The 24,336-nt window shown below is 69.4% G+C and carries 22 protein-coding genes and 1 tRNA gene; 7 read left to right on the top strand and 16 right to left on the bottom strand.

Annotated features, from left to right (window positions below):
• Window positions 1–71: 71 nt before the first annotated feature.
• Both ACZ4N4_RS06000 and ACZ4N4_RS05995 read right to left on the bottom strand, forming a co-directional pair.
• Complete coding sequence (locus tag ACZ4N4_RS06000; RefSeq protein ID WP_467584878.1) at window positions 72–1,010, bottom strand: SDR family oxidoreductase; 939 nt, start codon at window positions 1,008–1,010, stop codon at window positions 72–74.
• Between the two features lie 91 nt (window positions 1,011–1,101).
• Window positions 1,102–1,734 carry an NADPH-dependent F420 reductase gene (locus tag ACZ4N4_RS05995; protein ID WP_467584875.1) on the bottom strand — a complete coding sequence of 211 codons (633 nt, stop codon included), beginning with the start codon at window positions 1,732–1,734 and terminating at the stop codon, window positions 1,102–1,104.
• Window positions 1,735–2,006: 272 nt separating this feature from the next.
• Here ACZ4N4_RS05995 and ACZ4N4_RS05990 point away from each other — a divergent pair, with 272 nt between their 5' ends.
• Complete coding sequence (locus ACZ4N4_RS05990; RefSeq protein ID WP_467585342.1) at window positions 2,007–2,918, top strand: LysR family transcriptional regulator; 912 nt, start codon at window positions 2,007–2,009, stop codon at window positions 2,916–2,918.
• Window positions 2,919–3,278: 360 nt separating this feature from the next.
• Here ACZ4N4_RS05990 and ACZ4N4_RS05985 read toward each other — a convergent pair whose 3' ends face one another.
• Entirely contained in the window at window positions 3,279–3,890 is a 612-nt protein-coding gene (locus tag ACZ4N4_RS05985) for a TetR/AcrR family transcriptional regulator (RefSeq protein WP_467584872.1), read from the bottom strand.
• Between the two features lie 144 nt (window positions 3,891–4,034).
• On the opposite strand from ACZ4N4_RS05985, the gene ACZ4N4_RS05980 reads away from it, so the two are divergent.
• Both ACZ4N4_RS05980 and ACZ4N4_RS05975 read left to right on the top strand, forming a co-directional pair.
• On the top strand, window positions 4,035–4,769 hold the full coding sequence (locus tag ACZ4N4_RS05980) for an SDR family NAD(P)-dependent oxidoreductase (protein ID WP_467584870.1): 735 nt from the start codon (window positions 4,035–4,037) through the stop codon (window positions 4,767–4,769).
• A 33-nt stretch (window positions 4,770–4,802) separates the two neighbouring features.
• Window positions 4,803–5,426 (top strand): NADPH-dependent F420 reductase, encoded by a 624-nt coding sequence (locus tag ACZ4N4_RS05975; RefSeq protein WP_467584867.1) that lies wholly within the window; start codon window positions 4,803–4,805, stop codon window positions 5,424–5,426.
• 409 nt (window positions 5,427–5,835) lie between these two features.
• On the opposite strand, the gene ACZ4N4_RS05970 is transcribed toward ACZ4N4_RS05975, so the two are convergent.
• From ACZ4N4_RS05970 to ACZ4N4_RS05955, 4 genes are all read right to left on the bottom strand, one after another.
• A tRNA-His gene (locus ACZ4N4_RS05970) sits at window positions 5,836–5,908 on the bottom strand.
• Between the two features lie 114 nt (window positions 5,909–6,022).
• On the bottom strand, window positions 6,023–6,625 hold the full coding sequence (gene orn, locus ACZ4N4_RS05965) for an oligoribonuclease (RefSeq protein WP_453572075.1): 603 nt from the start codon (window positions 6,623–6,625) through the stop codon (window positions 6,023–6,025).
• A 359-nt stretch (window positions 6,626–6,984) separates the two neighbouring features.
• The gene (locus ACZ4N4_RS05960) at window positions 6,985–8,157 is read right to left on the bottom strand and encodes a helix-turn-helix domain-containing protein (protein ID WP_467584865.1); all 1,173 of its coding nucleotides are present in this window, start codon (window positions 8,155–8,157) and stop codon (window positions 6,985–6,987) included.
• Window positions 8,158–8,534: 377 nt separating this feature from the next.
• On the bottom strand, window positions 8,535–8,903 hold the full coding sequence (locus ACZ4N4_RS05955; protein ID WP_467584862.1) for a hypothetical protein: 369 nt from the start codon (window positions 8,901–8,903) through the stop codon (window positions 8,535–8,537).
• 363 nt (window positions 8,904–9,266) lie between these two features.
• On the opposite strand from ACZ4N4_RS05955, the gene ACZ4N4_RS05950 reads away from it, so the two are divergent.
• Entirely contained in the window at window positions 9,267–9,791 is a 525-nt protein-coding gene (locus tag ACZ4N4_RS05950; protein WP_467584859.1) for a universal stress protein, read from the top strand.
• Between the two features lie 154 nt (window positions 9,792–9,945).
• Complete coding sequence (locus tag ACZ4N4_RS05945; RefSeq protein ID WP_453572086.1) at window positions 9,946–10,512, top strand: GPR1/FUN34/YaaH family transporter; 567 nt, start codon at window positions 9,946–9,948, stop codon at window positions 10,510–10,512.
• Window positions 10,513–10,673: 161 nt separating this feature from the next.
• Here ACZ4N4_RS05945 and glmS read toward each other — a convergent pair whose 3' ends face one another.
• Together glmS and ACZ4N4_RS05935 are read right to left on the bottom strand one after the other, a co-directional pair.
• The gene (gene glmS / locus ACZ4N4_RS05940; protein WP_467584856.1) at window positions 10,674–12,491 is read right to left on the bottom strand and encodes a glutamine--fructose-6-phosphate transaminase (isomerizing); all 1,818 of its coding nucleotides are present in this window, start codon (window positions 12,489–12,491) and stop codon (window positions 10,674–10,676) included.
• Window positions 12,492–12,511: 20 nt separating this feature from the next.
• Window positions 12,512–12,769, bottom strand: coding sequence for a hypothetical protein (locus ACZ4N4_RS05935; RefSeq protein WP_351700798.1), 258 nt, complete (start codon window positions 12,767–12,769; stop codon window positions 12,512–12,514).
• 165 nt (window positions 12,770–12,934) lie between these two features.
• Between ACZ4N4_RS05935 and ACZ4N4_RS05930 the strand changes: the two genes are divergently transcribed.
• On the top strand, window positions 12,935–14,500 hold the full coding sequence (locus ACZ4N4_RS05930) for a purple acid phosphatase family protein (RefSeq protein ID WP_453572093.1): 1,566 nt from the start codon (window positions 12,935–12,937) through the stop codon (window positions 14,498–14,500).
• A gap of 98 nt (window positions 14,501–14,598) precedes the next feature.
• On the opposite strand, the gene ACZ4N4_RS05925 is transcribed toward ACZ4N4_RS05930, so the two are convergent.
• A complete protein-coding gene (locus ACZ4N4_RS05925; RefSeq protein WP_467584851.1) occupies window positions 14,599–15,456 on the bottom strand; it encodes a DUF4429 domain-containing protein in 858 nt (285 codons plus the stop codon).
• A gap of 108 nt (window positions 15,457–15,564) precedes the next feature.
• Between ACZ4N4_RS05925 and ACZ4N4_RS05920 the strand changes: the two genes are divergently transcribed.
• A complete protein-coding gene (locus ACZ4N4_RS05920; protein WP_467584849.1) occupies window positions 15,565–17,193 on the top strand; it encodes a beta-N-acetylhexosaminidase in 1,629 nt (542 codons plus the stop codon).
• A gap of 64 nt (window positions 17,194–17,257) precedes the next feature.
• Here ACZ4N4_RS05920 and ACZ4N4_RS05915 read toward each other — a convergent pair whose 3' ends face one another.
• The 6 genes from ACZ4N4_RS05915 to ACZ4N4_RS05890 form a co-directional block, all read right to left on the bottom strand.
• Window positions 17,258–19,027 carry an IucA/IucC family protein gene (locus tag ACZ4N4_RS05915; protein ID WP_467584846.1) on the bottom strand — a complete coding sequence of 590 codons (1,770 nt, stop codon included), beginning with the start codon at window positions 19,025–19,027 and terminating at the stop codon, window positions 17,258–17,260.
• A complete protein-coding gene (locus ACZ4N4_RS05910; RefSeq protein ID WP_467584843.1) occupies window positions 19,024–19,566 on the bottom strand; it encodes a GNAT family N-acetyltransferase in 543 nt (180 codons plus the stop codon). Before ACZ4N4_RS05910 ends, ACZ4N4_RS05915 begins: the two co-directional genes overlap by 4 nt.
• Window positions 19,563–20,840: a lysine N(6)-hydroxylase/L-ornithine N(5)-oxygenase family protein gene (locus ACZ4N4_RS05905; RefSeq protein ID WP_453572108.1), complete on the bottom strand. Its 1,278-nt coding sequence runs from the start codon at window positions 20,838–20,840 to the stop codon at window positions 19,563–19,565. The genes ACZ4N4_RS05910 and ACZ4N4_RS05905 overlap by 4 nt, the downstream gene beginning before the upstream one ends.
• Window positions 20,824–22,266, bottom strand: a complete 1,443-nt coding sequence (desA, locus tag ACZ4N4_RS05900; RefSeq protein WP_467584840.1) for a lysine decarboxylase DesA — start codon at window positions 22,264–22,266, stop codon at window positions 20,824–20,826. Before desA ends, ACZ4N4_RS05905 begins: the two co-directional genes overlap by 17 nt.
• A 123-nt stretch (window positions 22,267–22,389) precedes the next feature.
• Window positions 22,390–23,223, bottom strand: coding sequence for a siderophore-interacting protein (locus ACZ4N4_RS05895; RefSeq protein ID WP_467584837.1), 834 nt, complete (start codon window positions 23,221–23,223; stop codon window positions 22,390–22,392).
• 47 nt (window positions 23,224–23,270) lie between these two features.
• Window positions 23,271–24,317, bottom strand: coding sequence for an ABC transporter substrate-binding protein (locus tag ACZ4N4_RS05890; protein ID WP_453572117.1), 1,047 nt, complete (start codon window positions 24,315–24,317; stop codon window positions 23,271–23,273).
• Window positions 24,318–24,336 lie beyond the last annotated feature (19 nt).

Raw genomic sequence — 24,336 nt, 5'->3', positions numbered from 1 at the left:
ATTATCTCAACGTCCTTCAGAAAAGCCGAACTTGCCGGTTGTCGGGCTCGTTTCCATCCCGATTCCCGCCGTCAGCCGGCGGGGAAATAGTGGCCGTTGTCCATATCGGCGAGCAGGCCGGGCTGGGCGGGTTCCCAACCGAGGGTCCGACGGGTGATGAGGTTGGACGCCGGGTAGCTCTGCGTGACGATATTCGTGAGGAACCCGAAGTACCCCGGCGTCATCAGGGCATCGTTGGGAACGCTCACCGCGGGCAGGCCCAGACGGCCGGCGATGGCCTCGGCGATCTCGCGGAACGGGATGGCCCCGTCCCCAATCGCGTGCCAGTATCTGCCGGCTGACCCCTTCTCCAGCGCCAGGCGGAACAAGGTGGCGGCATCGCGGATGTGCACGGCGTTCCACAGGTTCGCGCCGTCGCCGTGGTAGCCGACGAACCCCTTTTCCTTCGCGAGCGCGATCAGCGTGGGGAGGAAACCGGCACGATCGGTCGTGCTGTGCGCGATGGTGGCGATCCGCACGACCGAAGACCGCACCCCCTGCTCGGCGAGATCGACTACGGCCCTCTCCACGACGTTGCGGACGCGCAGGGTGCCTTGGTGCTCCTCGCCGGCGGGGAGGGCCGGGTCCTCCTCGGTGACCGGCCGGCCCAGGTGCTGCCCGGGTGAGCCAATGCTCCCCGCCGTGACCAGCGGCTTTCCGGTTCCCGCCAGTGCCTCGCCGTACGCGAGCATGATCGGGAGCTCCGCAGCGGCCACGGCGTCGAGCCCGCCGGAGGGCAGCAGATCCTGCCGGTGCGCGACGTGGATGACGCCGTCGGAGTCCGCGGCCGCCTCCTTGAGCCCGTCGAGATCCTGGAGGTCGCCGCGACGCACCTTCGCGCCGAGCGCGGACAGGGCCGCCGCGGAAGCGTCCGACCGGGCCAGGCCGGTGACCTCGTGCCCGGCGGCGATGAGCTCGGGGATGATGTACGAACCGGAATGGCCGGTCCCCCCAGCGACGAATACGCGCATCAAATTGTCCTTGTGAGGGTAGGTGCAGGGTCTTTTCGTGCCGTAAGTGAACTGGCGTAATGCGGCACGAGTGGTGGTGGTAGGGGCGTGCTCAGCCGAGAAGGGTGATGCCGAGGGAGAAATTGGCGTGCTTGAAGGAGTGGTTCATGAGGCCAAGCTCCAGCAGGCCGACGTTCTCCAGTGCCCGCGCCATGGACAGTTCCCCGGTGTTCCAGGGGCGCAGCCCCAGGCTCTCGACGAACACCGACACGCGTGCCTTCGCCTGCACGTCGTCGCCGGCGATGAACACGTCCAAAGGGCGGTCCTCGGCCGGGCCGGCCGCCAGGACGTGGGAGAACACGGTGTTGAAGGCCTTGACGACATGCGCGTCGTCGGGAGCCGCCTTGGCGATCTCCTGCGCGCCGGAACTGTCGTCGGGGACGACGAAGCCCTGCAGGTCGGGGGCTACGGGGTTGGTGATGTCAACGATGATCTTGCCGCGCAGTGCGTCCCCGTACTCCCTCACCACCGCCGCCGCGCCGGCGTACGGCACGGCGAGGACAACGATGTCCCCGGCCGGGGCGGTGCCGGCCGTCCCGACCGTGGCGCCACCGAGCGCAGCGGCCAGTTCCTTGGCCTTGGCCGGGTCGCGGCCGATGATCTCGACTGCGTTGCCGCCGGCGAGCGCCCGGGCGGCCAGGGCGCGGGCCGCGTTCCCCAGGCCGATAATGCTGATGCTGCTCATGGAGTTCCTGCTTTCTGGAGCTGGATAGGACGCCATGCCCGCCCGTCGTTGTCAACGGTTGTGTCGTCGACGCCGTCGAATAACGCGATGGAGGCGTTGAATTTCTGATGCGCTCATTTTGGGCCTGGGCCCACCGATGTCGAATTCTTGTGCCGAATTCGCTCGGACCATTAGGTACCTATTCAGGTTGCCATTGGCCTGAGTGGGCGTCCAAGACCTCTTTCAGTCGTGGTGATATCCTGAAGGCATCACCAGCTGGGGGCGCCATGGATCTGGATCTGGACCTGCGCAAACTGCGTTACTTCGTCGCTGTGGCCGACCAGTTGCACTTCGGCCGCGCCGCCGATGAGCTGCACATCGCGCAGCCGGTGCTCAGTCGGCAGATCCGTGCGCTCGAGCAGGATCTCGGCGCCTCGCTGTTCACCAGGGATCGCCACGGCGTGGAGCTGACAGATGCGGGCCGGCAACTGCTGGCCGACGCCGGTCCGCTGCTCGCCTCAACCCACGCGGTCCGCCGCCGGGTGTCCGCGGCCGCCGCCGGCAAGCGGCGGCTGATGGTCGGTTTCCGGGCCGGCGTTGCCGTCACCCCGGCGGCCCGTGCGTTCGAGGACCGGCACCCGGACGTGGTCGTGGACGTGCAGCGGATCGAAGGGGACGACCAGGCTGCGATGCTGCTCGACGGCCGCATCGACGTCGGCTACGTGCGGCTGCCCATCGACGAGGCCGGCCTGCGCGTCACCCCGCTGTACACCGAGCCACGGGTAGCGGTACTGCCCGCCGGACACCGGTTTGCCGGCAAGAAGGAGGTCACCGAGGCCGACCTGGCCGGCGAACCGCTGGTCTGGCACGGTGACCCGAGCACGCAGCCCACCAAGCGCCCGCTCCCCAATGCCGGGTACCCCGTGCGCGGGGTGGACGAGACGCTCGAGCATGTCGCGGCCGGACGGGGCATCTCCTTCCTGGCCCGTTCGGCGTCCGTGTTCTACTCGCATCCGGACGTCGTCTTCGTGCCCATCCCGGATCTGGCGCCCGACCAGGTGTGCCTCGCGGTGGCGGCATCGCACACCTCACCGGTGGTGGACGACTTCGTCAGCGCGGCCCAGTCGACGGCCGAGATCACGGCGGAATGTGGGAACTACGAGATGTGGCAGCTTGGAGGCGATGCCGTCACAAGGCACGCTTGAGCAGTTCGACTGCCCTTGATGCGGGTGGCCCGCCAGCGATGCCGGCGGGCCACCCGCATCTTCAGTACCCCCCAGCCGCATACGACTTTTTCATGCGCCACCGCGTACGGACTCATGTGATCAGCCGTCAGTTCGAACGGGCGGCGCGTCAGCACTGGGCCGGGATGACGGCCTCGAACTCCTGAAGCCTTCGGGGGGCGCCGGTCTCCCCAGCGGCTTCTGCTGCGGCCTTCAGGAAGCGGGCGGCCAGTTCCGTGAAAGCCGGCAGATCCAGGCCAGGTGCCGGGCGGCCGGTGTCGCGTACCAGCGGGTGCAGCCGCGCGACCGGCAGCGCGTCCAGCCCGGCCGCGGAGTGCCAAGTCAGCCTGACACTTCCTCCGGTCGCGGGTCATCGCCGGCTGTGGCGGGGATGGCGTTGTCGATGAGGACGGCGGCGATGGCGGCGGCGGTGGGGAAGGCGTCGGCGTTGAGGACCCGGGTGCGGGCCGCGGCGCCGTCGATGAGCAGCGCGAGCTGCTCGCCGAGCTGTTCAGGGTCGGCGGCGCCGGCTTCGCGGGCGGTGTCGGCGAGCCGCGCGGCGACGGCCTTCTTGTAGTCGCGTGCGTACTGGGATGCGGGGTGCTGGGGGTCGTGGAGTTCGACGGCGGCGCCGATGTAGGGGCACAGGGGGGTGGTGGGGGGGACGTCGAAGGCGGCGAGGAGCCGTTCGCGGGGTGTGAGGTCCGTGCGGTCGAACACGCCGGACAGAACGGAGGGGTCGAACCTGCGCAGGTACTCGGCGACGAGTTCGTCCTTGCCCGTGAAGTGCTGGTAGGCCGTGCGCTTGGACACCTCGGCCACCGCGCAGAGCTGGTCCATGCCGGTGCGGTTGATGCCCTGCTCGCGGAACAGCTGCTGGGAGGCGCTGATGATGCGCTCGCGGGCGCCCCGGCCGCGGCGGCGGCCCGTGGGGCCCTTCTCCAACTCCGTCATGGCTCCAGCGTACCGCAGCTGGGTAACGACCGGTGTACATAGTTTGCGTCCCCGCGGCCCGCCCCGTACCGTAAGCACACAGGGCGGTGTACATAACACCGTCATCCCAGGTGCACACGGCACCACCGACCCAAGGGAATGACTATGGGAAAGCTCGACGGCAAGGTAGCGGTCATCACCGGCGGCACCACCGGCATGGCGCTGGTCGGCGCGAAGCTGTTCGTCGACGAGGGAGCGCACGTCTTCATCACCGGCCGCCGCCAGGACGCCCTGGACGAGGCCGTGAAGCAGATCGGCCGCAACGTCACCGGCGTCCAGGGAGACGCCGCCGACCTGGACGACCTGGACCGCCTGTACGACACCGTCAAGCGGGAGAAGGGCAGCCTCGACGTGCTGTGGGCCAGCGCCGGCGGTGGCGAGCCCGCCCCGCTCGGCGAGATCACCGAGGCCCAGTTCGACACCTGGTTCGGGCTCAACGCCCGCGGCACCCTGTTCACCGTCCAGAAGGCCCTCCCGCTCTTCAACGACGGCGGCTCCATCCTCATGACGGGCTCCAACGCCTCCCTCGGCGCCTTTCCCGGCTGGAGCGTCTACGCCGGCAGCAAGGCCGTCCAGCAGGCCTGGGCCCGAATCTGGCTCAACGAACTCAAGGACCGCCGCATCCGCGTCAACGTCCTGACCCCCGGCCAGGTCGCCACCGCCAAGCAGGAGGAACTCTTCGACGAGGCCACCAAGCGCCAGTTCGAGTCCCTCATCCCCCGCGGCCAGATGGGCCGCCCCGACGAGATCGCCACCGCCGCCCTCTTCCTCGCCTCCGACGACTCCAGCTACGTCAACGGCATGGAACTCGTCGCCGACGGCGGCACCACCGCCATCTGAACCGAACAACACCCAATCAGGGCAGGACATCTCATGAGCAACATCAGCATCATCGGCACCGGGAACATGGCCCGCACCATCGGCGCGCGGGCGATAGCCGGCGGCAACACCGTCGAGGTCATGGGCCGCGATCAGTCCAAGGCCGCTGACCTGGCCAAGGCCCTCGGCGGCGGCGCCACGACGGGAGAATGGGGCACCGCCCCGGCCGGGGACATCGTCATCGTGGCCCTGCTGTACGACGGCGTGGTGCCGGCCGTCGCCCAGTTCGGAGACGCTCTCGCGGGCAAGGTCATCGTCGACATCAGCAACCCCTTCAATTCCACGTTCGACGGGCTGGCCCACCGCGAGGAGACCTCGATCGCGCAGGAAGTCGCCAAGGCCGCCCCGGCCGGCGCCAGCGTGGTGAAGGCGTTCAACACGATCTTCCGCCATGTCCTGGAGAAGGGTCGGCCCGACGTCTTCATCGCTGGCGATAACGCGCAGGCCAAGGCAAGTGTGGAGGCGTTCATCGAGACCCTCGGGCTGCGCCCGCTGGACGTCGGTGGCCTGAAAATGGCGCACTGGCTGGAAGGAGCGGGCGTGGTCACGGTGGGCCTCGCCAACCACGGAGTGGGGAACTTGGACTTCGCCCTCAGCATCAAGGAACTTCCCGTCTGAGCAGACGGTTGACGGATTGCCGAAATGCGAGCGCCCGCCGCCGCATCACGGCGACGGGCAGTAGGTGGCACCCAGGCAGTGCGAGGGAGGCCTGCCCCCAGGCGGCCGGCTGCGAGTGCTGCGTCTCGTCGCTCGCGCAGTTCCTCCTTCTCCGGGTCGCGCAGCGAGCGGGCGTCCAGGCCATCGCGGAGGCGGGCGCCCAGTCCGTGGGCGCGTAGCGTGCGCAGCTCGTTCTGGACTTCGTGAAGGGCCCGTTGCAGGGCGGCGTCCCGTTCCAGGAGCATGCGGTTCTCGACTTCGAGGGCCAGGACCCTTCGCAAGATCCCGGGTGACCGCCGGTGTGGCCACAGGGGGAAACGAAAGAGGCCGATGACCTGTACGACTACAGGTCATCGGCCTCTAACCGAAGGGTGAGTGACGGGACTCGAACCCGCGACATCCTGGACCACAACCAGGTGCTCTACCAGCTGAGCTACACCCACCACGACCGGCGGTGATTCTGTGGTTTCTCCGACCGGCCGAGAAAAAGTGTACAGGGTCCGAAGGGGTGCTCGCGCACGGCTTTACGGGAGCACCCGCGCGGGCCTCCCGAACGCCTATTCCGCAGGCAGGACGTGGCGGGCGGCGATCGTCCGCGCGGTGTCCGAGTCCGGACCGGGCTGCGGTACGAAGACGGCCTCGCGGTAGTAGCGCAGTTCGGCGATCGACTCGCGGATGTCGGCGAGGGCGCGGTGGTTGCCGTTCTTCTCCGGGCTGTTGAAGTACGCCCGCGGGTACCAGCGCCGGGCCAGCTCCTTCACGCTGGACACGTCGACGATCCGGTAGTGGAGGTAGCCCTCCAGGTCCGGCATGTCCCGGGAGAGGAAGCCGCGGTCGGTGCCGACGGAGTTGCCGCACAGCGGGGCCTTGCCGGGTTCCTTGACGTGCTCCCGGACATAGGCCAGGACCTGCTCCTCGGCCTCGGTCAGCGTCGTGCCGCCGGCCAGCTCGTCGAGCAGGCCGGACGAGGTGTGCATCTGGCGCACCACCTCCGGCATCGTCTCCAGTGCCTTGGCCGGCGGACGGATGACGATGTCCACGCCCTCGCCGAGCACGTTCAGCTCGGAGTCGGTGACCAGTGCGGCCACCTCGATGAGCGCGTCGTCGGACAGCGAGAGGCCGGTCATCTCGCAGTCGATCCACACCATGCGATCGTTCATGCGACCACCCTAAAGCTGGCGTCGCCGTTTGGGGGCCCCGGGTGCGGCGCCGACGTCTCGGGGCCCCCGGGTGCGGCGCCGGCGTCTCGGGCGCCGCCGCCCCCGTACCCCCGCTTCATCGGCCCACGGCCTCGCCCTCACACGACGAACGGGCTGAGGGGGTGGCCGAGCGCCGTCGACTTCGACCGCCCGGCGGTCGGAGAGCGGTGGCTGGGCGCCGCCGTTCCGGAGCGCCCGACGGCCGGAAGGGGCAGCCGAGAGCCGTCGTCGACCCCACCCCTTGTCTTACCGGGTCGGGTGGTGTCCGGGCGAAGGGCTGGGGCCTGCCCACCCGAGGGTGTCGGGTGGGCAGGCGTGCGTCAGCTGCCCGTGCGGGGACCCGGCAGGCTGGCCGAGAGGCCTACCGCCGCTGTCCTGCGGGTCTGCATCGGGAGTACCCCCTCGGGGTACTGGACCGTCAGCGGGCCCGTCGGTGGCAGCGGTGCCGGTTCCGCCGCGTCGGCACGCTCGGACTGCGGCCGCCTCGCCCGGTACGCCGCCCGGTACGCCGCCGGGGACGAACCCAGCTGGCGGCGGAAGTGGCCGCGCAGGGCGACGGGGGAGCGGAAGCCGCAACGGCCCGCCACCTCGTCCACCGAGTAGTCGGACGTCTCCAGGAGTCGCTGCGCCTGGAGGACCCGTTGCGTGATCAGCCACTGCAACGGGGCGCTGCCCGTCAGCGAGCGGAAGCGGCGGTCGAAGGTCCGGCGGCTCATGTACGCGCGTGCCGCCAGCGTCTCCACGTCGAACTGCTCGTGGAGGTGCTCCAGCGCCCAGGCGACGACCTCGGCGAGCGGGTCGGCGCCGATCTCCTCTGGTAAAGATCGATCGAGGTAGCGCTCCTGACCGCCCGACCGGCGCGGGGGGACCACCAGACGGCGGGCGAGCGCACCGGCCGCCTCGTTGCCGTGGTCCGTCCGCACGATGTGGAGACAGAGGTCGATTCCGGCCGCCGTACCGGCGGACGTCAGGACGTCTCCGTCGTCCACGAAGAGTTCGCGTGGGTCGACGTGCACCGACGGATAGCGCTTGGCCAGCGTCGGCGCGTACATCCAGTGGGTGGTGGCCGGGCGGCCGTCCAGCAGTCCGGCGGCGGCCAGTACGAACGCGCCGGTGCACAGCCCGACTATGCGGGCCCCTTCTTCATGGGCGCGGCGCAGCGCGTCCAGTGCCTCTTCGGGCGGTGGCGCGGTGATCGATCGCCAGGCCGGTACGACGACCGTGCCGGCGCGTGAGATCGCCTCCAGGCCATGTGGCGCGGTGAGTTCCAGGCCCCCTGTGGTCCGCAGCGGGCCTTCCTCGCCTCCGCACACCAGTAGTCGGTAGCGCGGTACGCCGGCGTCCTGGCGGTCTATCCCGAACACCGACAGCGGTATGGAACTCTCGAAGATGGGGCCGCCGCTGAACAGCAGCACCGCGACGATCTCCTTGCGGCGTCGCCCGGAGAGTTTCCGGGCCGCGGCTTCCGGCGCGGCAGTGGAGTCGTGGCTCATACTGCTAAGCCCCCCTCGGTGGTCGCGGCTCCTCGGTTGTGTCGCTCCTGCACGTTTCCCCTCGGTCCTGCACGAGTCCCCCGCCGTAAGACGTCAAGATCGAATCTACTGGTTCCCGCGGTCTCGCGTTGACCAGTTCGACACGCCGTAGATTGTCGACATGACAACTTGGCGTGAAGCATTCGATCACGAAGCGTTGCACTCACGGGCCGTGCAGGGAAGTACGCCTCGTGGCAGTGGCCAAACCGCGTAGGGTGCGCGGGGTCTCCCGGACCCTTTCCGTGCAGGTGGAACGGGGGTTGGGGGGTGGTCGGGGCCCCTCTTGCACAGGGTCGGGAAGTTGGCTGAAAAGAAGCGTTCCCGTGCGCGGAAACCGGTCAGTCGACCGGTGTAGTGCCCCTAGTGTGACGTCCGCCTCCCCGGACCGCTCCGCGGGGGGCCCGGCGCGGCGCCCGGTGTGGGGCCCGGTGTGGGGCCCGGTGGGGCGCCCGGTGCGGTGTTCCGTGGGATTTGCCGTGGGGTTTTCCGCCGGGTGCCGTCCCGTGCTCCGAGCGGCGCAGCAGGTACCGGCACGCGGCGGTGACGGCGGCCAGGCCGAGGGCGGTGCCGCCGGCACCGGCCGGCGAGGTGCCGTACCAGAGGAGCACCACGGGGACGAGGACACAGGAGAACGCGGCCCAGCGGACGACGTCGCCCGCGGCGTCCTGGGTGGGGCGCGGGTCGGGTTTCGGGCGCGGTCCGGACATGTGCGTGTCTCCCTGGTCTCCCGGGCGGTGTGCCCCTGCCGCGGCTCCGTGGTGGTGCTGCCGCCGGGTTCAACGCGTGTTCGGGCGGTCGGTCACCGTGCGTGGACCCCGGGCCTGTCCGAATCCTGCGCAAACCGCCTGTACGGGGCAGCAACCATTGCGTTACGGGCGCGGCTCGTGCATGCTCCCTGGAACTCCTAACCGACTCCGGGGAAGGCCCCCTACGGAGCGTGCGCGGGATCTGGGCTGAGGAGGCGTGCCGCCGTACCCTTGGGGGTATGGGGTTGGGAAGATGTTTCCCGGACACAGCTCCGCCGCACACTGTCGTCCCCTCCCACAAAGGATCACAACTCCGAGACAGCCATGGCCGGTCACGAATTCTTCGATCCAGCGGACCGCAAGCGGCCGGTTGCCGACACGGCGGCCGATGCGCTGGCGGCGGAAGAGCCACGCCCTTCCTGCGATCCCGCCTTCAAACACGGAGTGGTCGTCGGCTTCGACGGCTCCACCTCCAGTGAGCGTGCCCTCGCCTATGCGATCGGGATGGCACATCGCTCCCGCGCGGGGCTGATCATCGTCCACGTCGCCAACCGACTGCCGACCACCGTGTGGGCCGGCTGCGAGCCACCCGTCTTCGTCGACGTGCCGGACCACCGCACCGAGGTGCTCGGTCTCGAACTCGCCTGCGCCGACTACCTGGCCGAGGTGCCCTGGATCCTCGTCGAGCGCGGCGGCGACATCTGCCACGAACTCGAAGAGGTGGGGCGGGAGTACGAGGCCGACGCGATCGTCGTGGGGTCGACCCACGGGATCGTCGGGCGGATCTTCGGCTCTGTCGCGGGCAGACTCGCCAAGCGGGCCAAGCGGCCCGTCGTTGTCATTCCGTAACTCCGCGTTCTCCCAGGTGAGATGCGCCGTGGGTACGACTCGGCTCCCCTTGTGCGATGCGTAAATCTACTCGTGCGTAGAGGTGTTTGTGCCCTTGTGAAGGGCATATACCGGTCATCGCGCACAACTGCACAAAGCATGAAGGGAGCCCGCCGTGGACAACGACGTCTCTGCGGGAAGCGGAACCACTACCGTGGCCGGCCGACTCGCCCTGGGGATCACCCTGTTGGCGTTCGGCATCGGCACCACCGGCGTGATCGACGACGTCACCACGTCCGACGCCGTGTCAGTCGCCCACTATGTGGGCGGAGTCGCCCTCTTCCTCGTCGGCCTGCTGGCCTTCCGTGACCGTGACACCGTGAACGGCACGGGCTATGTGGCCCTCGGTGCCCTCTGGTTCACCTGGGCCGTCTCGTCCGGCTCCAACGCCTCGGCCAACGCGGCCGGGCTCTTCCTGCTCCTCTTCGCCCTGGTGGCACTGTCGTTGACGCTCGCGGGCGGCGACACGCTCGGACAGGGCATGCACGCGCTGCTGTTCCTGTCGATGCTGCTGCTCGCTGTCGCGAACTTCGCCGACAGCTCCTCGCTGGTCAAGGTGGGCGGCTGGGTCGCCGTGGCGGCGGGGGCGGTGGCCTGGTACGCCGCGACGGCCGCGCTCGCGCACTGGCCGACGGTTCTTCCGAGGCGGGCTGCCGGCCGGGGGGTGACGGCCACCGGCTGATAGGGCAGCCGACGCCGGGGAGTTGGGCGTCCCCGGCGATCCAATGAGCGGACCCCTTCGTGGCCTGACGGCACACGTGGGGGTCCGTTCGGTTGTCCGGCGGGTGCCGGGCGGTGGGAACTGCGCGAGCAACCCCCACGCACCCGCACCACCAGACGGCCCTACTCCACCGTCACGGACTTCGCCAGGTTGCGCGGCTTGTCGATGTCGCGGCCCAACGCCTTCGCCGTGTGGTAGGCGAGGAGTTGGAGGGGGATGCCCATCAGGATGGGGTCGAGCTCGTCCTCGTTCTTCGGGACGACGATCGTGCGGTCCGCCTTCTCCTGGTGCTGGTGGGCCACCGCCAGGATCTTGCCGCTGCGGGCCTTGATCTCCTCCAGGGCCGCGCGGTTCTTCTCCAGAAGGTCGTCGTCGGGGACGATCGCCACCGTGGGGAGCGCCGGCTCGATCAGGGCCAGCGGGCCGTGCTTCAGCTCGGACGCCGGGTAGGCCTCCGCGTGGATGTAGGAGACCTCCTTGAGCTTCAGCGACGCCTCGCGGGCCACCGGGTAGCCCCGGACGCGGCCGATGAAGAGCATCGAGCGGGCGTCGGCGTACTCCGCGGCCAGCTTCTCGATCTCCGCCTCCTGGGCGAGGATCTCCGAGATCTGGCCCGGCAGCTTGCGCAGACCGTCGATGATCCGCTTGCCGTCGCGGACCGAGAGGTCACGGGTGCGACCCAGGTGCAGCGCCAGCAACGCGAACGCGACCGTCGTGTTCGTGAAGCACTTCGTCGAGACCACGCAGACCTCCGGCCCGGCATGCACGTACATGCCGCCGTCCGCCTCGCGGGCGATCGCCGAGCCGACCACGTTCACCACGCCCAGCACCCGCGCACCCTTGCGCTTCAGCTCCTGGACGGCGGCGAGCACGTCGTAGGTCTCACCGGACTGGGAGACCGCGATGTACAGGGTGTCGGGGTCGACGACCGGGTTGCGGTAGCGGAACTCGGAGGCCGGTTCGGCGTCCGCGGGGATCCGGGCCAGCTCCTCGATCATCTGGGCGCCGATCATGCCCGCGTGGTACGAGGTGCCGCAGCCGAGGATCTTCACCCGGCGCACGGCACGCGCGTCCCGGGCGTCCAGGTTGAGGCCGCCGAGGTGCACGGTGGAGAAGCGGTCGTCGATCCGGCCGCGCAGCACGCGGTCGACCGCGTCGGGCTGCTCGGAGATCTCCTTGTGCATGTAGGTGTCGTGGCCGCCCATGTCGTACGACTCGGCCTCCCACTCCACGGTGGTCGGCTCGGCGGTCGTGCGGGTGCCCTCGGTGGTGTAGGTCCGGAAGTCGTCGGCCTTGAGGGTGGCCATCTCGCCGTCGTCCAGGGTCACTATCTGGCGGGTGTGGGTGACCAGGGCCGCGATGTCGGAGGCGACGAACATCTCCTTGTCGCCGATGCCGAGGACGACCGGGGAGCCGTTGCGGGCCACCACGATGCGCTCGGGGAAGTCGGCGTGCATCACGGCGATGCCGTAGGTGCCCTCGATCAGGTGCAGCGCCTGGCGGACCCGCTCCTCCAGGGTCTCCGCCTGGGAGCGGGCGATGAGGTGGACGAGGACCTCGGTGTCGGTCTCGGAGAGGAACTCGACGCCGTCCGCCTCCAGCTTGCGGCGCAGGTCGGCGGCGTTGTCGATGATGCCGTTGTGGACGAGGGCGACCTTCTGGTCGGCGGACATGTGCGGGTGGGCGTTCACGTCGGAGGGCGCGCCGTGGGTGGCCCAGCGGGTGTGGGCGATACCGGTGGTGCCCTTGAAGCGCGCCGGGACCTTGGCCTCCAGGTCCCGGACCCGGCCCTTGGCCTTGACCATCTTCAGGCCGGCCGCCTTCGGGGAGGTGACGACGATGCCCGCCGAGTCGTAGCCGCGGTATTCCAGCCGCTGCAGCCCCTCCAGGAGCAGGGGAGCGACATCACGCTTACCGATGTATCCGACAATTCCGCACATATATAGGTGTTCCGTATTCCTCAGCCGTAGACCATGCGGCGCAGCTGCCGGAGGGTGAGCTCCGGCGGGGCGACCGCCCTGTACTTCAGATCCGCCTCGATCCGTCCGAAGATCTCCGCGTTCACCAGGCCCTCTGCCTGCAGTTCGCGGTGGCGGCGCCGGACGTAGTCCCCGGCCGTCTCGTCGAAGTAGGCGAGCACGTCCTGTATCACCCGCAGCGCCTCGCCCCGGCTCAGGGGCGTGGACCGCGTCAGATGATCAACAAGTTCGTCGTGCACCCGTAGATCCTGGAGTACGGCACCGTGGTTTAGCAAGAATCCTGCCCGATTCCGGGCAACGGCCTGTTGAATCTCTTATGGGGTTCTGTTCGTAGCCTGTCCATCCTGTGTCTTGCGCCACGTCGCTTGTACAGACGAGTTTCAGACGCCATGGACATTCCTCGTATGGGCGTACCCGATGAGCTCGCCGAGCGCATGAGCATGGCCGAGCAGCACGAGTACCTCCGCGCCAGATTCTCCCGGCGCTCGATGATCAGAGGCGGCGCCGTGACTGTCGGCGCCGTCACGGGCGGCTCGTTCGTGCTGGGCGGTACCGCTCAGGCGGCCGTCCCCACCCAGTCCTCCGCCCCCGCCACCCAGTACGTCGACGGTGCCTTCGTGGCGCCCTTCGGTCGTCACCTCGCCTACGGCAACGACGCCAGCACGGAGATGACGATCTCCTGGCAGGTCCCGGTCGCGGTGAAGAAGCCCTTCGTCCGCATCGGCACCCACGCCTCGCACCTCTCGGTCAAGATCGACGCCGAGATCCGCACCCTGTACACCCCGGCCGGCATCGGCGCCAGCGGCGACCACACCCAGTACTACGTGCACGCCAAGCTGGCCAACCTCAAGCCGGGCCGCACCTACTTCTACGGCGTCGGCCACGACGGCTTCGACCCGGCCTCGCCGAAGTTCGCCGGCACCATCGGCACCTTCACCACCGCGCCCGCGCACAAGGAGCCGTTCACCTTCACGGCCTTCGGCGACCAGGGCGTCAGCTACCACGGTCTGGCCAACGACAGCCTGATCCTCGGCCAGAACCCCAGCTTCCACCTGCACGCCGGCGACATCGCGTACGCCGACCCGGCCGGCGCGGGCAAGACCGCCGACACCGGCTTCGACTCGCGTGTGTGGGACCAGTTCCTGGCCCAGACCGAGTCGGTGGCCAAGTCGGTGCCGTGGATGGTCTCCTACGGCAACCACGACATGGAGGCCTGGTACTCGCCGAACGGCTACGGCGGCGAGGAGGCCCGCTTCACCCTGCCCGACAACGGGCCGGACAAGAAGAACCTGCCGGGCGTCTACTCCTTCGTCCACGGCAACACGGCGATCATCTCGCTCGACCCGAACGACGTCTCCTTCGAGATCCCGGCCAACCTCGGCATCTCGGGCGGCACCCAGACCAAGTGGTTCGAGGCGCAGCTCAAGAAGTTCCGCGCCTCGAAGGACATCGACTTCATCGTCGTGTTCTTCCACCACTGCGCCTACTGCACCTCCACGGCGCACGCCTCGGAGGGGGGCGTGCGACAGGAGTGGGTGCCGCTGTTCGAGAAGTACACGGTGGACCTGGTCATCAACGGCCACAACCACCAGTACGAGCGCACCGACGTCATCAAGGGCGACAAGGTCGTCAAGAAGCTCCCGATCGGCGAGACGGCCTACTCCGAGACCGAGGGTGTCGTCTACGTCACGGCGGGCGCCGCGGGCCGCAGCCTGTACGCGTTCACCGCGCCGGACTCCTACGAGGGGCACCTGAACGAGGTCGACTCCGTCGCCTCCTTCATCAACACCAAGGACGGCAAGGTCAACGAGACCGTCACCTGGTCCCGGGTGCGCTACCTCAACTACTCGTTCCTGCGCGTGGACGTCGAGCCGGCGCCGCGTGGCCAGTACGCCAAGCTGAAGGTGTCGGGCATCGCCGAGACCGGCGACCGCATCGACCACTTCACGGTGGCCCGCAAGGCCAAGTAAGGCCCGGCGAGGCCGAGTAGGCCGAGCAAGGCATGGGCGGGTGGTCCTCAGGCCGTATGAGGATCACCCGCTCCGCCCTTCTCCCGTCCTCTTCGGCCTCACATCCTCTTCAGCACCGCCTGTTTGGCCAACGCGAACTCCTCGTCCGTGAGCACGCCCTCGCGACGCAGCTCACCCAGCTCGCGCAGCCGGCGCAGCAGCGCGTCGTGAACGGCCTCGGACTGCTCGGCCACCCGGGACGCCCCGGGCACGGCCGCCGACGGATGCGGCAGCCGCGCCTGCACCGCCGCCGCGACCAGCGCCATCAGCGGATCCCGCTTGAAACCCCACAGCTCCACCGCGTTGGGGTCGTACTTGGCCCGCGCCCTGCCCGGCGCACCGCGCACCCGGAACCGCAGATGGCCGTTCCCCAGTCCGGCGGAGGGCTGCCACTCCACGGCCAGGATGTCCGCCAGGGCCAGCGTGCGGGGACCGGCGGCGGCCTTCACGTCCTCCGCCTTCCAGTTCCACTCCAGCCGCACCCGCTCACCGTCGAAGGCGGCCGTGCCGTCCCCGGCGGAGACCGACAGCGGCAACTGCGGACCCGGCAGCAGATACCCGGTCACCGGCGTGCCCGGGACCCGCTCCAGCAGCAGCGCGTCGCGCACCTGGTCCGTGAAGTACTCGGCGACGCCGTACCGGTCCGGCTCCACGGCCAGCCGGTAGGGGTCATGGGTCTCGGCGAGACGGCCGCCGGTGGCGTGCAGCAGCGGATCGGCGCCGTCCCGCAGCCGCAGCCTCAGCCGCCCCGACCTGCGGCCCTGCTCGAACGAAACACCCGCCAACGCGGCCAGCGGGACGACCAGTTCACCCAGCGTCCGGCGCAGCACACTGACGTTCCTGTCCCGCCCGGGAGTCAGCCGTAAGCCGTCTCCGTCTAAGGCCCAGGTGGCGTCCTTCTGGATGATTTCCGCCATGGGGGGATTGTTCCACCGGAAGTACGGCCGGGTGGTCTCGACCAATCCCGGTCGGTGGTGCATCCTCAGCCGAGTCCCCTGCACCGAGTTCCGCCGAAGGGAGCGCATGTGCGACCGCACCACAGAACGACTCCCCGTACTTTCCGTAGTCCCCGTACTCCCCGCCTGGCCCGCGTCCTAGGGTCCCTGCTGCTGGTCGCGGCGGCCGGCGCCTTCACGGTCGGCGCCACCCCGCCCGCGCCGGGGCCCGTTCCGGCCCCGCTCGACCGGGTCGTCCCGGCGCCCGCCTCCGTCAAGGCCGGCGGAGCGCCGTACCGCATCACCCGTGACACCGCCATCCGCGTCGACGGCTCCCGGGAGGCCCGCCGGGTCGCCGAGTACCTCGCGGACCTGCTGCGGCCGTCCACCGGCTACCGGCTGCCCCTGACCACGCACGGCACCTCGGGTATTCGACTCCGCCTCGCCAAAGGCCCGTTCGGCGCCGAGGGATACCGCCTCGACAGCGGCCGCGCCGGCGTCACCATCACCGCCGCCGAACCCGCCGGCCTCTTCCACGGCGTCCAGACCCTGCGTCAGCTGCTCCCGGCTGCCGTCGAGAAGGACACCGCGCAGCCCGGCCCCTGGCTGGTCGCGGGCGGCACCATCACCGACCGCCCGCGCTACGCCTACCGGGGCGCGATGCTCGACGTCTCCCGGCACTTCTTCACCGTGGCCCAGGTCAAGCGGTACATCGACGAGCTGGCCCTCTACAAGATCAACGAACTGCATCTGCACCTCAGCGACGACCAGGGCTGGCGCATCGCCATCGACTCCTGGCCGCGTCTGGCGGCCTACGGCGGCTCCACCCAGGTCGGCGGCGGCCAGGGCGGCCACTACACCAAGGCCCAGTACGAGGAGATCGTCCGGTACGCGGCCTCCCGCTACCTCGAAGTCGTCCCCGAGATCGACATGCCCGGCCACACCAACGCGGCCCTCGCCTCCTACGCCGACCTCAACTGCGACGGCACCGCACCGCCGCTGTACACCGGCACGGACGTCGGCTTCAGCTCGCTGTGCGTGTCGAAGCAGGTGACGTACGACTTCGTGGACGACGTCATCCGCGAACTGGCCGCCCTCACCCCGGGCCGCTATCTCCACATCGGCGGCGACGAGGCGCACTCCACCAGCCACGAGGACTACGTGGCGTTCATGGACCGGGTGCAGCCGATCGTCGCGAAGTACGGCAAGACGGTGATCGGCTGGCACCAGCTGACCGGCGCGCATCCGGTACCGGGGGCGATCGCCCAGTACTGGGGGCTGGACGACACCGGCGCGGACGAGAAGGCCCAGGTGGCCAAGGCCGCCCAGAACGGCACCGGGCTGATCCTGTCGCCCGCCGACCGGCTCTACCTCGACATGAAGTACACCGAGGACACCCCGCTCGGCCAGGACTGGGCCGGTCTGGTGGAGGTGAAGCGGTCCTACGACTGGGACCCGGGCGACTACCTCCCCGGTGCGCCGAGTTCGGCGGTCCGGGGGGTGGAGGCGCCGCTGTGGTCCGAGACCCTCGTGACCAGCGCCGACATCGACTACATGGCCTTCCCGCGGCTGCCGGGGGTGGCGGAGCTGGGCTGGTCGCCGGCGTCCACGCACGACTGGGACGCCTACAAGGTGCGGCTCGCCGCGCAGGCGCCCCGCTGGGACGCCCTGGGCATTGGCTACTACCGCTCGCCGCAGGTGCCCTGGCCTGCGAAGTGAGCTGAGCCGGAAAGACCGACGGGCTCCCCCGAGGACCGTACTCGGGGGAGCCCGTCCGCCTGGATCAGAACCCCGCGACGGGATTTTTCAGGGTTCCGACCAGCTGGAGGGCGCCCGACGGGTCCGCCAGGTCCACCATCTGCCTGTTGTCGCGCAGCTGGAGCCGGTTGAGGCAGGACAGTGCGAACTCGGGCACGAACATGTCGTACTGCGCGAACCGGTCGGCGAGTTCGGGCGCCGACTCCTGGTACTCACGGGTGACCTCGGCGACCGTCCGCCAGAAGTCGTCCTCCGTGAGGACCCCTTCGGCCGCGAGGTTCGCGGCGAGGAAGCGGAAGAAGCAGTCGAAGACGTCCGTGAAGATCGAGAGCAGCTTCTTGTCCTCGGGGACCTCGACGCGCAGCCGCTCGACCGCCGGCGGCAGCACCGCGTCCGGGTTCATGACCGCGATCTCCTCGGCGATGTCCTTGTAGACCGCCCGCTGCACCACGCCGTCCTTGAGGACCAGGATGACGTTCTCGCCGTGCGGCATGAACACCAGGTCGTAGGCGTAGAAGCTGTGCAGGAGCGGGGTGAAGTAGGCCTTCAGATAGGCCCGCAGCCAGTCCTTCGGGGTCAGTCCGCTCCGCTCGATCAGCGCGGTGGCGAAGGACGCGCCCTCGTGGTCCACGTGGACCAGGGAGGCCATCGTCGCGAGCGACTCGCCCTCCTGGAGGGACGGCACCGGGCTCTCCCGCCAGAGCGCGGCCAGCATCTTCCGGTACGGCGAGTAGCGATCGGTCGCCTGCTCGTACTCCAGGTGCCGGTAGCCGACGGCCGCACGCTCCCGGATGACCGACAGGCCGGTGGACCTGAGCACCGGGTCGTTGTCGATGAGCTGGGCCAGCCAGTCGTTGATCGCCGGGGTGGCCTCCATGTAGGCGGCCGAAAGGCCGCGCATGAAGCCCATGTTGAGGACCGACAGGGCGGTCTTGACGTAGTGCTTCTCGGGGTGGGAGCTGTTGAAGAAGGTCCGGATGGACTGCTGGGCCAGGTACTCGTCGTCGCCCTCGCCCAGGCAGACGAGGTACCCGCGGGCGACCTCGGCGGCGAAGGTGACGGTGAGCTTGTTCCACCACTGCCAGGGGTGGACCGGGATGAAGAGGTAGTCGGCGGGGTCCAGGCCCTTCTCGCGCAGGACGCCGTGGAAGCGCTCGACGGTCTGCTCGCCCAGCTCGTCCCGTACGAAGGACTCGTAGTCGATGCCCACGCCCGCCGTGAACGCGGCGCGCGACCTGTGGGCCGCCAGCCAGACCAGCCGGACCGGGCTCGCGGTCTCCGGGGCGTACGACAGGTACTCGTGGACGCCGAAGCCGAGCCGGCCGTTGTTGGCGACGAAACAGGGGTGGCCCTCGGTCATCCCGGTCTCGATCGCCTGGAAGCCGGCCCGGGCCAGCTCGGCGGCCGGGATCTGCGGCTTGGTGAGCTTGTAGCAGGTGCCGGAGAGGGTGGAGGAGATCTCCTCCAGGTAGACCGGCAGGATCTCGTCGCTCAGCCCCAGCGAGTCCTTCAGCTCGATGAAGAAGTCGAGCGCGGTGAGCGGGAGTTCGGCGCCGTCGCGGACCCGGCCGATGGAGTCGGCGTCCACCTGCCAGTGGTCCAGGGCGCGGCGGACGGCGCTGAAGCGGTACCGGGTGAGCCCGTCGTCGCTGCGGACGACGTACGACTGTCCGTCCCGCTCGGGGGTGATCAGGCGCTCGTGGGCGAACTCGGCGAGCGCCTTGCGTATCAGGAGCCGGTTGGCCTTCTCCCAGCGCTCGGGGGAGAGATGGGCGACCGCGTCCGCGACGGTCATACGGACACCGCCTTCTCGAACCGCTCCCGGGTGCAGAAGCTCAGCAACGCCGTTTTCTCCGGCTTCCGGATCTCGCCCACGGGCACGAACCCGACAGCCTCGTTCAGCGCGTGCACGGCCGTGTTGCGCACGTCCGGCTCGACGACGATCCGGCGGGCCGCCGGGTCCTCGAAGAGGTGCGCGACCACGGCGGTGATGACGGCCTTGGTGAACCCGTGCACGGGCGTGTCGGTCGCCGGGGTCAGGAAGTGCATCCCGACGTCCCCCGGCTCGGGCTCGTACAGCCCGAGCAGCTCGCGGTGGGCGGGGTCGTACCTCTCCATGAGGAAGGCGGGCTCACCGTCCTCGCCGAGCCCCAGCAGCGCGTGGTGGTGCTCGTCGGCGGCGATCTCCAGGTACGCCCGCTCGACGTCCTCCAGTCTCGCGTCCTGCATCATCCAGTAGGCCGCCTTGGGGTGCGTCACCCAGCGGTGCAGCAGCTCGGCGTCCTCGAGCGGGTCGAGGGGCCGGAAGGTGAACGTCATGGTCGTCGTGCTCATACCGCGAACTCCTGGAAGGCGATCGTCTTCTCCACCGGGTAGTACTCCGAACCGAGCAGCTCGCGGATGATGTACGCGTTCCGGTAGGGGCCCATGCCCAGGTCGGGGCTGGTGATGCTGTGGGTGTGGACGCCGGCGTTCTGCAGGAACACACCCCGGCCGGTGACGTCGACGGCGTAGTTGCGGGCCACGTCGAAGTTGCCGTGCGAGTCGTAGCGCAGCCGGTCCCGGACGGGCCTGAGGAACTCGGGCTCGGCGTACCGGTAGCCGGTGGCCAGGATCAGGCCCTGGGTCTCCAGCCGGTAGTCCTTGCCCTGTTCCTCCTGGCGGAGGGAGAGGGTGTAGGTGCCGTTGTCGTAGGCCGCCGCGTTCAGGCTGGAGTTGGTGAGCAGCCGGGTGGGGACCGGGCCGCCGAGGTTCTTCTGGTAGAGCAGGTCGAAGATCTCGTTGATCAGGTCGCCGTCGATCCCCTTGAACAGGCCCTTCTGTTCGGCGGTGAGCCGGTAGCGGGTCTGCTCGGGCAGGGCGTGGTAGTAGTCGATGTACTCGGGGCTGGTCATCTCCAGCGTGAGCTTGGTGTATTCGAGGGGGAAGAAGCGCGGGGAGCGGGTCACCCAGTTCAGGCGGTAGCCGTGGACGTCGATCTCGCTGAGCAGGTCGTGGTAGATCTCGGCAGCGGACTGGCCGCTGCCGACCAGCGTGATCGACTCCTTGGACTGGAGTTCCTGCTTGTGCCTCAGGTAGCGCGAGTTGTGGATGAAGTCCCCGCCGAGGCCCTGGCAGGCCTCCGGGATGTACGGCGGGGTGCCGGTGCCGAGGACCAGCCGGCGGGCGCGGTAGGTGTCACCGGCGGCGGTGGCGACGACGTACAGCCCGTCGTCGTACCGGACTTCCGTCACCGTGGTGCTGAACCGGACGTTGGTCAGCTTGTGCGCGGCCCAGCGGCAGTAGTCGTCGTACTCCACCCGCAGCGGATAGAAGTTCTCGCGGATGTAGAACGAGTACAGCCGGCCCTTCTCCTTCAGGTAGTTGAGGAAGGAGTACGGCGAAGTGGGGTCGGCCAGGGTGACCAGGTCCGACATGAACGGGGTCTGCAGGTGGGCGCCGTCCAGGAACATGCCGGCGTGCCACTCGAAGTCGGGCTTCGAGTCCAGGAAGACGCCGTCCAGTTCGGCGATCGGCTCGGTCAGGCAGGCGAGGCCGAGGTTGAAGGGCCCGAGCCCGATCCCCACGAAGTCATAGGTCTTGGTCGGGTTTTCAGGACGCGCGGTCAAGGGACTCTCCCAGGTACTGCTCGGCGTGGCCGGCGATCAGATCGAGGACGGCGGCGATGTCGGCCGTCGTGGTCTCGGGGTTGAGCAGGGTGAACTTGAGGTAATGGCGGCCGCCCACCTTGGTACCCGCGACCACCGCGTCGCCGGAGGCGAACAGGGCCTTGCGGGCGTACAGGTTGGCGCGGTCGATCTCGGCCGGGTCGGTGATGGCCGCCGGGATGTGACGGAAGACGAGGGTGGACAGGGACGGCTGGACGACGACGTCGAAGCGGGGGTCGGCGGCGAGCAGCCGCCAGCCCTCCGCGGCCAGGTCGCAGACCTCGTCGAAGAGCTGTCCGATGCCGTCGGCGCCCATGGTGCGCAGCGTCATCCACAGCTTGAGGGCGTCGAAGCGGCGGGTGGTCTGCAGGGACTTGTCGACCTGGTTGGGGATGCGCTCCTCGACCATCCGGCGCGGGTTGAGGTACTCCGCGTGGTAGGTGGCATGGCGCAGGGTCGCGGCGTCCCGGACCAGCACGGCGGACGAACTGACCGGCTGGAAGAAGGACTTGTGGTAGTCGACGGTGACGGAGTCGGCGCGCTCGATCCCGGCGATCCGGTCCCGGTGCTTCAGGGAGGCGAGCAGACCGCAGCCGTAGGCCGCGTCCACGTGCATCCAGACGCCGTACTGCCCGCACAGCTCGGCGATCTCCGGCAGCGGGTCGATGGAGCCGAAGTCGGTGGTGCCGGCGGTGGCGACGACCGCCATGGGCACCAGGCCGTCGCTCTTGCAGCGGTCCAGTTCACGGGCGAGGGCGACGGTCTGCATCCGCTTGTCCTGGCCGACGGGGACGGAGACCACCGCGTCCTGGCCGAGGCCGAGCAGTTTCGCCGACTTCTGCACGCTGAAGTGGCTGACCTCGGAGGCGAAGATCCGCAGTCCGGACAGGGCGTCGGTCTTCGCCTCCTCCCGGGCCAGCAGCAGCGCCTGGAGGTTGGACTGGGTGCCGCCCGAGGTGAACACGCCGTCGGCGGCCTCGCCGAGGCCGATGCGGGCGGTCGTCCAGTCGATCAGTTTCCGCTCGATGAGGGTGCCGCCGGCCGACTGGTCCCAGGTGTCCAGGGAGGAGTTGACGGCGGTGAGCACCGCCTCGCCGAGCACCGCCGGGATGACCACCGGGCAGTTGAGATGGGCGAGGTAGCGGGGGTGGTGGAAGTAGACGGCGTCCCGGAGGTAGACGTCCTCCAGCTCGTCCAGGACCGCGGTGGTGTCGTGCAGCGGCCGGTCGAGGTCGATGCCGTCGATGAGAGGGGAGAGGGCGTCGACGGTGACACCGGTGAACGGCCGGTCGGTGGTGGCGAGTTTGGCAGCCACCCGCTCTACTCCTTCGGTCACGGAGCGGCGGTAGTGCTCCGCGGTCAGGTCATTGAGCAGGTGCGAGCGCATGTGGGGGTCCTCCGGGGACGATCCGTGCGGGGGAGGGAGCGATCCGCTTCACTTAGGTTAGCCTAACCTAAGTACGGGGGGAACGCTGCCCCTCCCGTGACGGCCGTCACGCCGGTCTCGTGACTACTCGCCGGCTTCCCGGAGCTGTTCCTCCGTCAGGCCCTGTCGCCAGTAGCCGACGAAAGTGACCCGTCGCCGGTCCACGCCCCGCTCCCCGACGAAGTGCCGGCGCAGTTCCCTGACCCGCCCGGACTCACCGGCGAGCCACGCGTACGGCCGCTCCGCCGACGGGAACCGGGCGCCGCGAACGGCCTCGGTGGCCGTGCCTCCCACCACCCAGTCGATCTCGGCGTCGGCGCGGGTTGCCACGTCCTGGACGTCCCCGGCGTCCGGCACCTCCAGCCAGGCCCGGACCCGGGTGCCGGCGGGGAGGGACTCGAGGATGGCGGTCGCCGCGGGTACGGCGGTCTCGTCGCCCCAGATCAGCACCAGATCGGTGTCCTCGGGCGGCCGGAAGCGGATCGCCCGGTTGTCGGCGACCGCGGGGCCGAGCAGGATCACCCGGTCTCCGGCGGCGGCCCGGGAGGCCCACCGGGAGGCTGGTCCGGCCGGGGTGGCGGTCCCCGGTCCGACCCCGTGCAGCACGAAGTCGATGTCGATCTCGTCCGGGCCGCGGCGCAGCTCCCGGAGCGTGTACGAGCGCATCACGGCCCGTACCTCGTCGGGGAGTTCACGCCAGCCCTGCCACCAGCCCTCGCCGAGCTCGATGGGCACGGCGGGCTCGGTGCGGCCCTCGGCCGGGATGAACAGGGAGAGGGACTGGTCACGTCCGTCGGAGTGGAAGTCCGCCAGATCGGCGCCGGTGAAGGTGACCCGGACCAGAGACGGACCGAGCCGCCTCGTCCGTACGACCTGGAGGGAGAAGAAACGGAACGGGGCGGCTACGGCCGTCGTCATATGAGCTCCTGAGACTCAGGAAGTTGTCCGGGTGTGCTCGGGCGGGGTCAGCTGACCTTCTTCGCCGTCTCCAGCGCCTTGGCGAGGTTCTCCACCATCGCGACGCACTTGTCGTAGGAGAAGATCGGCTCGGGGGAGCGGGCGATGACCTGGCCGGCCTTGACCGCGGGGAGCTTCTTCCAGGTGGCCTGGGTGATGTCGGCGGGCTGGATGGTCGCCGAGCGGTCGTCCATCATGATCACGTCGGCCTTGTACTTGTCGACGTTCTCCCAGCTCAGGTCCTCGTACCAGCCGCCGCTCTTCTTCAGCACGGACGCCGACGGCTCGACGAAGTTCACCCCGAGGGCCTTGAAGTACTCCAGGTCCACCGAGAGGTCGGTGCCGGAGACGTAGAACAGGTCCTGGGCGGCCGAGCCGGCCAGCACCTTGATGTCGGGGTGCGCCTTGGCGGCGGCGCGCAGCCGGGAGGAGGCCTCCTCGAAGCGCTTCTTGGCGTCCGTGACCTTGCTCGCCGTCATGTCCGCGCCGAGCGACTCGGCGAGGGCCCAGACGCGCTGGAGCGGGACGGTCAGCTGGCGGTCGTAGGCCGAGATGCCGACGCTCGGGGCGAGCTTGGCGATCTTGTCCTTGGACTCGTCCGGGACGTACCAGAGCGTGCCGGCGCCGTCGAACATCGTGGTGATGAGGACCTCGGGGGCGAGGGCCGCGTACTTCTCGACGTTGAACTGGCCCCAGGTGTTGCCGAGGACGGTCACCTTGCTGATGTCCATGTCGCCGGCCTGGACGTCGGCCTTGCCGTCCTTGGTCTTCGTCGGGCCGAACACGCCCTTGACGTCGATGCCGTAGTCGTACAGCGCGGCGGCGACGCCGACGAACGCGACGATGTCGGCCGGGACCTTGTCCAGCTTCACCGTGGTCCCGCGGTCGTCCTTGAAGGTCCAGGGGCCGGACTTGGCGGCCGTCGTCTCCTTGTCGGAGGAACCACCGCTTTTCGCGTCGTCCCCGCAGGCGGCGAGCGCGGCACCGAGGCCGAGGGCGCCACCGGCGGCGAGGATGCCGCGGCGAGTGAGGTGGGCTGCTCTGGCGTTGGACATAGGTGTGGCTGCTTTCGGA

Source organism: Streptomyces sp. NPDC026538 (assembly GCF_055567535.1).
This window is presented reverse-complemented; position numbering and strand designations above follow the sequence as displayed.